The 12437-nt window shown below is 42.6% G+C and carries 12 protein-coding genes; 8 read left to right on the forward strand and 4 right to left on the reverse strand.

The window, feature by feature from the left end; genetic code table 11:
* Positions 1-51 precede the first annotated feature (51 nt).
* The 3 genes from djlA to KCG35_RS05650 are packed head-to-tail and all read right to left on the reverse strand — an operon-like array spanning position 52 to position 2641.
* On the reverse strand, positions 52-897 hold the full coding sequence (gene djlA, locus KCG35_RS05640; RefSeq protein WP_215818701.1) for a co-chaperone DjlA: 846 nt from the start codon (positions 895-897) through the stop codon (positions 52-54).
* A complete protein-coding gene (gene murU, locus KCG35_RS05645) occupies positions 897-1604 on the reverse strand; it encodes an N-acetylmuramate alpha-1-phosphate uridylyltransferase MurU (RefSeq protein ID WP_215818702.1) in 708 nt (235 codons plus the stop codon). Before murU ends, djlA begins: the two co-directional genes overlap by 1 nt.
* Positions 1604-2641: an aminoglycoside phosphotransferase family protein gene (locus KCG35_RS05650; protein ID WP_215818703.1), complete on the reverse strand. Its 1038-nt coding sequence runs from the start codon at positions 2639-2641 to the stop codon at positions 1604-1606. Before KCG35_RS05650 ends, murU begins: the two co-directional genes overlap by 1 nt.
* A 288-nt stretch (positions 2642-2929) precedes the next feature.
* On the opposite strand from KCG35_RS05650, the gene KCG35_RS05655 reads away from it, so the two are divergent.
* The 8 genes from KCG35_RS05655 to KCG35_RS05690 all read left to right on the forward strand — a co-directional run bounded on the left by KCG35_RS05655 (position 2930) and on the right by KCG35_RS05690 (position 11813).
* Positions 2930-5740: an LPS-assembly protein LptD gene (locus tag KCG35_RS05655; protein WP_215818704.1), complete on the forward strand. Its 2811-nt coding sequence runs from the start codon at positions 2930-2932 to the stop codon at positions 5738-5740.
* A gap of 3 nt (positions 5741-5743) precedes the next feature.
* The gene (locus tag KCG35_RS05660; protein WP_215818705.1) at positions 5744-7027 is read left to right on the forward strand and encodes a peptidylprolyl isomerase; all 1284 of its coding nucleotides are present in this window, start codon (positions 5744-5746) and stop codon (positions 7025-7027) included.
* 2 nt (positions 7028-7029) lie between these two features.
* Entirely contained in the window at positions 7030-8019 is a 990-nt protein-coding gene (pdxA, locus tag KCG35_RS05665; RefSeq protein WP_215818706.1) for a 4-hydroxythreonine-4-phosphate dehydrogenase PdxA, read from the forward strand.
* Between the two features lie 98 nt (positions 8020-8117).
* Positions 8118-8963: a 16S rRNA (adenine(1518)-N(6)/adenine(1519)-N(6))-dimethyltransferase RsmA gene (gene rsmA, locus KCG35_RS05670; protein WP_215818707.1), complete on the forward strand. Its 846-nt coding sequence runs from the start codon at positions 8118-8120 to the stop codon at positions 8961-8963.
* A 77-nt stretch (positions 8964-9040) separates the two neighbouring features.
* The gene (gene apaG, locus KCG35_RS05675; protein ID WP_215818708.1) at positions 9041-9430 is read left to right on the forward strand and encodes a Co2+/Mg2+ efflux facilitator ApaG/CorD; all 390 of its coding nucleotides are present in this window, start codon (positions 9041-9043) and stop codon (positions 9428-9430) included.
* 17 nt (positions 9431-9447) lie between these two features.
* A complete protein-coding gene (locus KCG35_RS05680; protein WP_215818709.1) occupies positions 9448-10278 on the forward strand; it encodes a symmetrical bis(5'-nucleosyl)-tetraphosphatase in 831 nt (276 codons plus the stop codon).
* Positions 10268-10585 carry a thiosulfate sulfurtransferase GlpE gene (gene glpE, locus KCG35_RS05685; RefSeq protein WP_215818710.1) on the forward strand — a complete coding sequence of 106 codons (318 nt, stop codon included), beginning with the start codon at positions 10268-10270 and terminating at the stop codon, positions 10583-10585. The genes KCG35_RS05680 and glpE overlap by 11 nt, the downstream gene beginning before the upstream one ends.
* A 40-nt stretch (positions 10586-10625) precedes the next feature.
* Positions 10626-11813: a tRNA nucleotidyltransferase/poly(A) polymerase-related protein gene (locus KCG35_RS05690; protein ID WP_215818711.1), complete on the forward strand. Its 1188-nt coding sequence runs from the start codon at positions 10626-10628 to the stop codon at positions 11811-11813.
* Here KCG35_RS05690 and KCG35_RS05695 read toward each other — a convergent pair.
* Complete coding sequence (locus KCG35_RS05695) at positions 11810-12436, reverse strand: 2-amino-4-hydroxy-6-hydroxymethyldihydropteridine diphosphokinase (protein WP_215818712.1); 627 nt, start codon at positions 12434-12436, stop codon at positions 11810-11812. The genes KCG35_RS05690 and KCG35_RS05695 overlap by 4 nt on opposite strands.
* Position 12437: the final 1 nt, after the last annotated feature.

The raw sequence follows: 12437 nt of genomic DNA on the forward strand, positions 1-12437 counted from the left end.
CTATAATGAAACTCATCGAAATGACTAATAAATGCGATAGTAATTGAACGGCTACCTTTTATGGGCTTGGTGTTTTTTAATTAAATTATAAGCGGCTTGTATTTCCTGAGTTCTCTGTTTTGCTACAGACACCATTTCTTCAGGTAAACCTTTAGCGACTAATTTATCTGGATGGTGTTGGTTCATTAATCGACGATACGCTTTTTTCATCTGCTGATCATCACATCCAATGGGTACACCTAACACAGCATAAGCATTACTTAGTTGATTACGACTGGCTAGGTTAGCTTGATGCCGCTGCCTCGTTTGTTCCTGATACTGATTAAAAAAAGCCCGTTGTGCTAAGTAGCGCTGCTGAATGACTTGTAAGCGAAACTGGCTAATGCCCAGCGCCAAACACACCTCACGCAATACATTTTCAGCCTGTCGACTAATGACCCCATCAGCATAAGCAGCCTGAAGCTGTAGCTCCAAAAACATATTCATTAAGCTATGGCGGTGACGTGCAACCTGGTGAAACGAACTCAACACTGGGACCAAATCTCGAGATAGCTCTTTACCTTCGTTAAAAAGATTAATCGCTGCTTTACGCTGACCAGGAGATAGCTTCATTGACTTCATAATTTCTGAGGCAGTCTTAATCTCCTGCTCAGAGACACGACCATCCGCTTTTGCAACACGCCCCATCACCGTAAATGTGGCTGTGAAAAAAGCAGACTGAACCTGCTCATGATTAACCGTAAATAATCGACTCTGTAATCCACTTCCAGTAAGTAATTGCCATACAGGTCTGCGGTCTACTAGCCAAAACCCTGCTACACCTAAAATGAGAGCCCCTAAAGGACCACCACCAATAAGCAAACCAAGCAATGCACCTATTAGCGTTCCATACTTCATTATTTTGCACCTAGTGACTCACTCGCCTGAAGATGACAACATAACTGCTGTAACCGGTCAGGAGTACCAATATCTAACCATTCCCCCTGATAAAGCTCTCCAGTCACTTGGCCCTGACGAATAGCTTCTCGCAACAATGGTGCTAAAGAAAACACTCCAGGGTTACAGCCAGCAAATAAATCTGGATGGAGGATGCTAATACCACTATAAGTAAAACGTTGTTCAGCATTACCTGATAATGCAATATGCCCTTCCTCTACCAAATAAAAATCACCTTCTGGATGATGGGGGGAGTTGGACACTAAAACTAAATGGGCTAGTTTGTGTTCATCCTGAAGCCGCTGCTTTTGCTTTTCTAATACAGCAAAGGGGTAATTGCACCAGACATCACCATTAACGACAAGAAAGGGATCTTGCCCTAGTAAGGGTAATGCTTTAAAAATCCCTCCTCCGGTTTCCAGTTTTTGCTGTTCTCTTGAGTATTGGATCTGTACTCCAAATTGTTGGCCATCACCTAATGTTTGCTCAACCTTCTCTGCTAGATATGAGGTATTCATAACTACATCTGTTATACCTGACTGCGCTAAGCGTTGTAAGCTATAAGCCACTAGCGGTTGCCCATTCACAGGAAGCAATGGTTTTGGAGTTATCAGGGTCAAAGGCCGCATACGTTGACCTTCTCCTGCAGCGAGCAACATCGCTTTCATTATGAGTCCTTTTTAGAATGGTAATAACTTAACCAGCGAGGCTGAAGTTCATCCTGCCACCAATCGGCTATGTCCGCAAAGTCAGGCTCCGACAGAATGACCTGTTCCACATAGTTCACCACTAATGGTAAGTCCTGCAAATATCGTGCTTTATTCTCACGCTTAAATAAACGTACAAATAGTCCCAACACTTTTAGATGACGCTGTAGGCCCACCCACTGAAACCACTGCCAAGTTTGCTCTGGCGAAAACCCTTTTAGAGCTGTTAAGCTATTTGACCAATCAAACCACCACTGCTTCACTTGGTCAATTGGCCAGCAAATATAACAGTCTTTGAGCAGAGACACGGCATCATATGTTGCAGGTCCTTCCACTGCACCTTGAAAATCAATCACCCGTAATGCGTTATTGGTGACCATTAAATTACGAGCATGAAAGTCTCTATGCACAACAACTTGTGGCTGTTGTAATGCACAATCGATGATTTGTTCAAACATTCCCTGTAACATTTTTTTGTGGATCGCGTTTAATTCAATTTTTAAGAATTCAACCACAAACCATTCATGAAACAAATCAAGCTCCCTTTGTAAAAAAATTTGATCATACGCTGGTAAAGAGTAATCTGTGAAAGAAGTAGACTGTTGTATTTGCTGCAAAATGTTGAACGCTTGTCCATAGTAGTACTGAGCATTATCTTGATTGAGTAAAGGAAGTAATAATTGATCTCCTAAATCTTCGATCAATAAAAAACCCTGCTGACTGTCAGCAAAAAAAATCTCAGGAACGGGAATACCCTGCAACTGCCATTGCCTTGCAATCGCAACAAAAGCAGTCGTATTTTCCACTTCAGGTGGCGCGTCAACGGCAATAACAGAACGCTGAGGAGTTATATCCCAGCGAAAATATCGCCGCTGACTGGCATCGCCTTGTAGTGGTGTAAGTTGTTTTGAAAGCTCATGTTGTGTATTAGACAAAACCCTTTGGTCAACATATTTATCGTGTAACCACAGGCATAACTTTAAATAGCGTTCATCCATTTTATTTGTGCTCGACAGCGTAGTCGCTGTAATTAATGGTTAACTTGTATTCACTAATGTTTGCTTATGTTATTAGAGCTTAATACAACAACATTTAATGCATTTTTTTCCCCAAAAATGTCTCAAAAGAGGAATAAAATTGAAATGGGGTAGCTGAACATGATTGGAATAGATTATTATGCAACGTTTAGCAGTACTGGTTGCACGAGCGCTGATTCATCACTCTAAGCAAGAAAACGCTTCAGCATACAAATAGATTACCCGACAGGAAGCCTGGATTAAACCGCGATGGCAGTAAACAAGTTTCCCCGCAGAATTAATATTCCCTGGATCATTGGTATTCTTACCATCCAGCCATTAATCCCCACTTGGGCCGCTAACCCTACTAGCGCCGACGAACAGTGGCACTGTGTTCCCAATGCTTCAGGGCAAGGCTGGGACTGCAATGTGAATAACCGTGCTCCAGCCCCAATTAAACGAGCACCCCGTCCTGCACGAACGACAACAGAGCCTTCTCAAGAAGCCGCAGCAGCAACTGACACCCAACCTGTTACAGAAGACTCTGTTCAACAGGTAGCCGCAACAACGTCTTCAACCCCACCACAAGGGGTCAACAATCTCGACTGGGTGCCACGGTACCAACTTGATCCCAGCCAGCTAGCGGCTGTACCAGCACACTGCACAGGTGCTTATATCGAGCCTGGTCGCGAAGGCAAAAACTTCTCAGGTGATATGTCATTAGCCCCTATTTTTGCTACTGCAGACACCTATCGCTCTGTTGAAGGCGGCACAGCAACATTCACAGGTAATGTGCTGGTCAGGCAAGGCTATCGTCAGCTACAAAGTGATCTTGCCTTTTTATATCGTGACACTGAAACAGCAGAGTTTGAAGGTAATGTTGTCTTCAGAGAGCCCAACCTTTTACTGGTTGGTGACCAAGCCAGTGTCAATATGCAATCAGGCCGCTTTGATGCTAGCAATGTGCGGTATGTTTTCCATAATCAACACGCACGTGGTGATGCAAACCAAATCACCCGGCGTGAGGATGAACTTGTAGTCTTGCATGATGCAACATATACAACATGTCCACCTACAGAAGATACCTGGACAGTCACAGGCAATAACGTCACCTTAAACAAGTTTACTGGCTTTGGTACTGCTACCAATGCCACTATCAGGGTCAAGGGTATACCGGTTTTTTACACGCCTTATATCTACTTTCCCATTGATGACCGGCGTCAGTCTGGTTTCCTTCCACCTACTTTGGGGTATTCAGATGACAATGGCGTAGATATTACGACCCCTTATTACTTCAATTTGGCACCTAATTATGACGCCACACTTTACCCCAGAATTATGTCTGAACGGGGCCTACTGCTTGAAGGACAATTCCGCTACCTAACAAAAAATAGTTATGGTGAATTAGGTGGATCATACCTTAACGATGATAAGCTGAAGGATGGTAACCGAAATTACAACGAAGACCGCTGGCTCTTTGACTGGACCCATCACCAAGCACTTCAGCCACGATGGACTGCAGATGTTGACTACAATAAAGCCAGTGATCGAGATTACCTAAGAGATTTTGGTACTTCTCTAGACGTCACAGCAATCGATAACTTAAACCAAAGCTTCGTGACCACTTACAATGGTGGTAGTGACAATCATTTCTGGACGTTAAAAGGTGCTGTTCAGAAATATCAAAATATGACGTCTGATGGCAGTGACGCTTATGAAAAAGTTCCCCAAATTGAGCTAAAGGGTAACTGGTTCGCACAGAATAATGGTCTTGAGGTCAACTATCTGGCAGACAATACCTACTTTACCCGCGATAAACGTTGGAACTATAAAACCAAAGTCCGTGAAGGTGACTTTGACCGTGAGCATGAGATTGATCGCCCTGTGTACGGTGAAGGAAACTCAGAAATCACCAATGCCCATGGCAATCGTACTTACTTGGAAACAGGTGCTAAGTATAAGTTTGAATGGCCCTATGCATTCATAACACCAGGCTTAAAGCTTAAGCATGTCCAGTACCATCTGAGTAACTTAGATAGTGAGGACTATGGACCAAACGATCCTCAGTACAACACTAGTCCAAGTACAACTGTTCCTATATATTCACTGGATGCAGGTCTCTATTTTGACCGTAAAACCAACCTTTTTGGCAGTAGTGAGTATACTCAAACCCTTGAACCAAGGATGCTGTACCTGTATTCACCAGAAGAAAAAGACCAACTTGAAAATCCTGTCTTCGATACAGGCAATAACTCTTTCCATTATGCACAACTTTGGCGTGATAACCGCTTCAGTGGCTATGACCGACTGGCAGACATGAACCAGCTCTCTGTTGGTTTAACCACACGTTTTCTTGAGAAAAATGGTTTTGAACGCTTCCGAGCAGGTATTGGTCAAATTTTCTACTTCTCAGATCGAAAAGTACAACTTGATCCATACTATTCAGAACTCCTTGGAGGCACACCTGATACTGATGTCAACCTTAATGAAAGCCAACGCCGTTATCTGGATAGTCAAAAAGCCTCTACCTCCCCCATTGCCACAGAGCTAGTGTGGAATGCAACTGATGCACTGTCTCTAAGACAGGACTGGATTTGGAACACTAATGAAAACCATAACCAGGAATATTCTGTATCCATGCGCTATAACCCTGACTATGATCGCGTTTTCAATGTCAGCTACCGCTATCTAGATCAGGTTGACCGGACCCGTAAAAATGAGCTAGGTAGTGTCATCCCAGGACAATTTGCTGATGGTGATATTGAGCAAACTGATATGTCCTTTATTTGGCCTGTGGTCAGCAACTGGAGTGCTCTAGGCCGTTGGAATTATGACATTACTAACAACAGAAGCCTGGAAGCTATGTTTGGAGCCGAGTATGATAGCTGCTGCTATAAAATTCGCTTCGTTAACCGCTACTGGATAGATGGTGATGAAGACATTGATAATGCAGAAGCTGACCGCGGTATCTTCGTTCAGTTTGTCATGAAGGGTTTAGGCAACCTCTTTGGTAGCAAGGTTGATAACTTTCTTGGCGGCATTGAGGGTTACCGTGAACGCGAAGACAGAGAAGACTTTTAATTCATGAAATTAATGCAACGTTTGCTGTTAGCTGCCTGTTTAAGTACGGCAGCTATTTTTAATGTGAGTGCAGAAGTTCAGCCACTAGATAAAATTGTTGCGGTGGTTGATAAAGATGTGATTATGCAATCACAGCTTGATGAACGCTTGGCAATGGTCCGGCTTCAATTAAGACAAAAAGGAAGTAAAGTACCTCCAGAACACAAACTAAGAGAACAGGTTACTGAGCGTCTCATTGTTGAAAGCATACAAATGCAAATGGCAGAACGCGCAGGGATAAAAATCGACGAAAAAACGTTGAATGATGCAATGGCAAAAATTGCCTCTCGTAACAACCTTTCTCTTTTGGAATTCAAGCGTGTCCTAGAGGCTGATGGTATTTCTTACAGCAAAGCACGTGCACAAATACAGCGAGAACTCACTATAAGCCGTGTTCGCAAACGTCACGTTGCAGACCGAATTCGAGTGACTGAACAGGAAATCAAAAACTACCTACATTCTGCTCAGGGTAAATACCAACTATCTAATGACTACAGAGTTGGCCATATCCTTGTGCCCATTCCGCCACAAGCCAACAAAGAGCGTATTGCCCTCTCCAAAGAGCTTGCAGAAGATATTTACCGAACGCTACAAAAAGGTAAAGACTTTGCTCAAGTAGCAGGCGCTTATACTCATGAATACCAGGGAGTAAAAGCTGGTGATTTAGGTTGGCGTAAAGCAGATCAACTCCCTTCAATGTTTGCCTCTGTTGCCCCCAAAATGTCCGTAGGCAACATAGCCAAACCAATTCGTTCAAATAGCGGTTTTCATATCATCAAACTGCTTGCAAAAAAGGGCGAGCAAAACCACGTAATGACCCAGTATAAAGTTCGCCACATTCTTATTAAACCTTCACAAATTCGTTCCAAAAAACAAGCCAAAGCAATTGCTGAACGTATTTATGCTCGCTTAAAAAGTGGTGAAGACTTTGCCAAGCTTGCTAAAGCAAACTCTGACGACACTGGAAGTGCACTTAATGGCGGTAGCCTGAACTGGATTAACCCTGATGATATGGTGCCAGAGTTCCGCAATAAAGTTACTGCAACCTCCAAAGGAACAATAACACCACCATTTACAACCAAGTATGGCTGGCATGTTATGCAAGTACTTGATATCCGCAAAAAAGATGTAAGCAGTGATATTCAGAAAAACGTTATTCGCAATACTATTCGCAAACAAAAATACCAGGAAGAGTTACAAGCTTGGCTTCGAAAAATTAGAGATGAAGCGTTTGTACAAGTTAAGTAAACATGAGTGCTAGAACACCTCGACTTATTATTACTTCTGGAGAACCAGCAGGGATTGGCCCTGATCTCTGCATCTCCCTGATCAACCACTCTTTTCCGGCTGAACTTGTAGTAGCAATTGACCCAAACCTTTTTGCCGAGCGAGCAGCCCAACTCAATTATCCGATAACAAAACTTATTACCAATATTGCTATTAATGAACCACCAACTCCAGGTGCATTAAAGATACTTCCTCTTAAAACACCTCACCCTGTCGTTCCTGGACAACCGACACCAGATAATGCTTCTTATATTTTGGAGCAATTAAATACGGCTATATCGGGTTGCCAGCAAGGTATTTTTAGCGGCATGGTGACAGCCCCCATCAACAAAAGCATTATTAATGAGGCTGGTATTGCTTTTAGTGGTCACACCGAGTACCTAGCTCAACAAACCCTGTCACAACAAGTCGTTATGATGCTCGCTACTAAGGATATGAAAGTTGCTTTAGTGACTACCCATCACCCTTTACGCCAAGTAGCCAATCTCATAACACCAGCGTTGTTAGAACAAGTTATCAGAACACTAAATAAGGATTTAACTCGCTATTTTGGCTTACAAAAGCCTACTATCTTAGTCTGTGGATTAAATCCTCATGCGGGTGAAAATGGGTATCTAGGTCGAGAAGAGTTAGACATTATCAACCCCACACTAAATAAGTTGAAAAAGGAAGGGCTAACATTAGTTGGGCCATTACCAGCTGACACCCTATTCACCCCCAAGCACCTAAAAACAGCTGATGTCGTATTAGCCATGTATCATGATCAAGGACTTCCTGTGCTAAAGTTTCATGGCTTTGGCAAAGCTGCTAACATCACCTTGGGTCTACCTATTATTCGAACATCTGTAGATCATGGCACAGCTCTGGACTTGGCAGGCTCAGGTAAAGCCAGTTCTGGAAGCTTAATGACTGCAATCGAATATGCTATTTATATGACTCAAAACAAGCAGTAAATAATAGGTAGCCACATCCTAGTCCTTCATCAAAGGACTACTTATCAATGTAATTCGTATATTTAACACGATCCATTTATTAGCAATAAGCAGACTATATGGCCAAAATGCCTGACTATGCTCATAAGCCTCGTAAACGCTTTGGGCAGAATTTTTTACACGATGACCAAATAATTCAGCGCATTGTGCGAGCTATTAACCCTAAGCTAAATGACCATTTGGTAGAAATCGGTCCAGGACAAGGCGCACTGACTCAGTATTTAGTAGCACAATGTGCTCATCTTGATGTTATTGAGCTTGATCGAGACCTGGTTCCACTGCTTCAAGCCATGTTCAGTAAACATCCTCACTTTTCAATCCACCAAGGTGATGCCCTTAAACTGGACTTTAACCAGCTAAAAAAAGGACAACCTTTACGTGTAGTAGGCAATCTTCCCTATAACATTTCCACACCACTTTTGTTTCACTTATTGAGTTTTCGACATTTAATAAGTGATATGTACTTTATGCTACAGAAGGAAGTTGTTGAGCGATTAGCTGCTAGCCCAGGAGAAAATGCTTATGGCCGACTAAGTGTCATGGCTCAATACTTTTGCCAGGTTGATAACTTGTTTATTGTCAAACCAGGAGCTTTTAAACCTGCCCCCAAAGTTGATTCAGCAATTGTACGGCTTATTCCTCACCAGTCCTTGCCTTACCCAGCACAAGATTCTCATGTGTTTGAACAAGTCGTTCGAAGTGCATTTAGTATGCGACGTAAAACACTTCGTAATGCACTGAAGGGTATGATTTCTGCTGAAGCACTAACATCTTTAGGTATTGACCCAAGCATTAGAGCTGAAAAGCTAGCACTGGCTGAGTTTGTAGCCATGGCCAACGCTATAGCATCACAACAAAGCACAAAAACAAAGGGAAATATTGATTCTCCTAGCAACAATCAATAGCAATACAAAATACAAGGAGTGCTTTAAAGCAGCCTCCTACCAAAACAATGCCATTTCATGTCAAATAGAACTTCATTATGACTGAGTCCACTGTCGACCCAAGCCAAATAACGATAAAAGTTAAAACAGAGTATCTTGATGAACAGTCAGAGCCTGAAAAACAGTGCTTTGCATTCCGCTATACCATCACCATTCACAATGCTAGTTATTCGCCTATTCAACTGCTTGCCAGACACTGGGTTATCACTAATGCAGATGCACAGCAAGAAGAAGTCCATGGTGAAGGTGTTATTGGCGAAAAACCTTTGATTGGTACCAATGCCACTTACTCCTACAGCAGCCACTGTGTACTCAATACTCCAGTAGGTAGTATGTCTGGCAGCTACCATATGGTGACTACAACAGGTGAAGCATTTCAAGTACCTATCCCTAGATTTACTTTGGCAATCCCCAATGTACTTCATTAGTATTAAAAGGCTTGCTTATGACGACATTTGCCGTTGGTGATATTCAAGGCTGCTTCGATGAGCTACAGAAACTGCTTACCCAAGTTGAGTTTGACCCCTTACGCGACCAGCTATGGGTCGTTGGTGATATTGTCAATCGAGGCCCCAAGTCGCTGGAAACACTACGCTATTTGTATTCTTTAGGAGACAAGTGCAAAGCCGTACTGGGTAATCATGACTTGCATTTATTGGCTATTGCTTATGGTAAGCAACAACCAAGAAAAGGCGATACACTGGACTGTATTCTAGATGCACCTGATCGAGAAGCGTTATTAACCTGGTTAAGGTTTCGCCCTTTAATTTATTATGATGAGCAATTACAGGTCACAATGGTTCATGCAGGCATTCCACCACACTGGTCTCTTAAAAAGGCTTTACGCCGTGCCAAAGAGGTAGAAACAGTACTACAAAGTGATAACTTTGCTGATTTTCTGGTGAATATGTATGGTAACCAGCCTAATGACTGGAATAAAAAGCTTAAAGGCTGGGATCGTTTACGCATTATCACTAATTATTTTACCCGTATGCGGTTTTGCAGCAGTGATGGTCAACTAGAACTTACCCATAAATCAGGTTCAAACCAAGCGCCTGCAGGCTTTCAGCCTTGGTATAACCATGCAAACCGAAAAACTCATGATGATTTAATTATTTTTGGACACTGGGCAGCATTAGAAGGTAAAGCTGAACATGAAAATGTGTATGCCCTTGATACGGGCTGTATTTGGGGAAATTCGCTTACCATCATGAATATAGAAGCAAAAACACTACACTCACTATCTTGTGAAGGATACAAAAAAAGTGGAGATTGACAGAATCAAGCCCGAAGAGGCGCTCCATTACCTTCAGGCGGGCAATGCTTGCTTTGTTGATATTCGAGACCTGGATAGCTTTCAACAAGGGCATATTCCCACTGCTCAGCACTTAGATAACCAAACAATTCTTGATTTTATTGAGGATACTGATGTTGAAACAACTATAGTGGTTTATTGTTTTCATGGACATAGTAGTGTTAGTGCAGCCCTTTACCTAAAGCAGAAGGGATTCAACAACATCATGAGCCTTGATGGTGGTTTTACTCTTTGGCAAGAGTACTACCCTGAAGCAGTAGATCAATAAAGATTTTAAAGACTAAAAGTTAATGAAGGTTGGAGTTGTTGTGGAAATCTACTTGGTTGGCGGAGCAGTAAGAGACCAGCTGTTGGGTATTAAAAGTCAGGACCAGGACTGGGTTGTTGTCGGAGCCACAGCCGAACAAATGATTGCTCAAGGCTATCAGCCTGTAGGTAAAGACTTTCCTGTTTTTTTACATCCCACCACACATGAAGAGTATGCCCTTGCGCGAACTGAGCGAAAATCTGGTCATGGCTATCATGGATTCACTTGTTATGCCGCGCCCGATGTCACCCTAAAAGAAGACCTACAACGTCGTGATTTAACGATTAATGCAATTGCCCAAGATAACCAGGGAGAGCTTATAGACCCGTTTAATGGTGCAGCAGATCTTGCTCAAAATTGCTTACGTCATGTGTCACCCGCCTTTGCAGAAGATCCTCTTCGCGTACTTCGAGCAGCACGCTTTGCTGCACGCTACCATCATTTAGGCTTTTATATTGCCGAAGAAACAGTAGCGTTAATGCACTCAATGGTAAACTCTGGAGAAGTAGACCATTTAGTATCAGAACGAATTTGGCAAGAAATCGTTAAAGCCATACAGACTCAAAGCCCTTGGGTTTTCTTTACGACTCTTCAGCAAGTTGGAGCCCTGGAAAGAATCCTCCCTGAACTTGCAAGAGTTTGGCAAATATCCAGTCTGCCACAGCAAGCTCTTAAACTAGCCAAGCAACAATTAGTTAATGATGAGATACTGCTTTCCTGTGCGTTCCTCCTCCAAATACAACCCGATAAGCCTTATACCTCAACAGAAGTAAAATTAGCTCAAAACAAAACAAAGCAACTCATGGAAAACTTAAAAGCTCCGAATAACGTACGGCAGCTTAGTTTGCTGGTAAACCAGTTTTGGGCTGGACTTATACAGCCTAACCTCTCAGCAAGTGACTTATTAGATATTTTTGATCGAGTGGATGCCTGGCGAAGAAGTGAGAGGTTTATGATGTTATTGCAAAGCATTAAATGTATAGCCGCTAATGTCCCTTACTTAAACCAGCAACAGGTCAATAAGCACATCAATACTATTCAGCAGCAATGGCAAACAGCATTGACAGTTAAACCTGGACCTTTTTTGAATCAAGGTATAACTGGCAAAGCCTTAGGAACAGCCATCCATGAAGCACGCCTAAAGGCCATTCAAAATTTTGAAGGTGATGCTGAAAACAATCAAGGCTAGTCAGCACCTTCAATGTTATACACAGGTGCGCGTGATTCGTCTGCTAGCCACTGAAACACTTCAGCCTGAGTCAAGACAGAAGCTTTGTTTCCTGCCATATTAAAAGGGGATGATATCGCCAGTACTTTTGGTTGCAGGCCAACGTGTTCTCCACATACAGATATCGAAACGGTATCAAGCCTTTCATTATTCTGAGAAACAATATTCTCATCTGAGCCTGCAAGGCCAACATACGAAAGCAACTCCTCCGCGATAGTTAAATAGTAGCTATCGAGAATAACCTGATGAGTATTTATTAAGCTTCTGGGAGGTGAGTTGTGCAAAATATCTAAATCACCAGGCTGTACTGTTAAAGCAGCCCCAGGAATACGCCGGTCACGGCCAAGCGTCGTTTCCAGCTGGTTAAACCATGCTTTTAAGTGCAGGGGCTGATCTTCAGCTAAGAAGTAAACCACCATATTATAAAAGTCAGCGGCATGTTTAATACCTACAGGAGCAGTCCTAATTAGCTGACTCATCGCCACAACACCAAAGCGATTTAACAATTGCTGCAAAATAAAAGAGATATTTACCTGGTAGTGAGTATTGCAGCCTATACCAACCAGAAATGCCTGCTGCTTCATT

Source organism: Zooshikella harenae (assembly GCF_018837975.1).
GTDB lineage: Bacteria > Pseudomonadota > Gammaproteobacteria > Pseudomonadales > Zooshikellaceae > Zooshikella > Zooshikella harenae.

What these genes read in the sequence shown, in the direction of transcription:
- djlA (WP_215818701.1), bottom strand. Translation starts at nt 897, where the DNA reads ATGAAGTATGGAACGCTAATAGGTGCATTGCTTGGTTTGCTTATTGGT.
- murU (WP_215818702.1), bottom strand. Translation starts at nt 1,604, where the DNA reads ATGAAAGCGATGTTGCTCGCTGCAGGAGAAGGTCAACGTATGCGGCCT.
- KCG35_RS05650 (WP_215818703.1), bottom strand. Translation starts at nt 2,641, where the DNA reads ATGGATGAACGCTATTTAAAGTTATGCCTGTGGTTACACGATAAATAT.
- KCG35_RS05655 (WP_215818704.1), top strand. Translation starts at nt 2,930, where the DNA reads ATGGCAGTAAACAAGTTTCCCCGCAGAATTAATATTCCCTGGATCATT.
- KCG35_RS05660 (WP_215818705.1), top strand. Translation starts at nt 5,744, where the DNA reads ATGAAATTAATGCAACGTTTGCTGTTAGCTGCCTGTTTAAGTACGGCA.
- pdxA (WP_215818706.1), top strand. Translation starts at nt 7,030, where the DNA reads ATGAGTGCTAGAACACCTCGACTTATTATTACTTCTGGAGAACCAGCA.
- rsmA (WP_215818707.1), top strand. Translation starts at nt 8,118, where the DNA reads ATGGCCAAAATGCCTGACTATGCTCATAAGCCTCGTAAACGCTTTGGG.
- apaG (WP_215818708.1), top strand. Translation starts at nt 9,041, where the DNA reads ATGACTGAGTCCACTGTCGACCCAAGCCAAATAACGATAAAAGTTAAA.
- KCG35_RS05680 (WP_215818709.1), top strand. Translation starts at nt 9,448, where the DNA reads ATGACGACATTTGCCGTTGGTGATATTCAAGGCTGCTTCGATGAGCTA.
- KCG35_RS05695 (WP_215818712.1), bottom strand. Translation starts at nt 12,436, where the DNA reads ATGAAGCAGCAGGCATTTCTGGTTGGTATAGGCTGCAATACTCACTAC.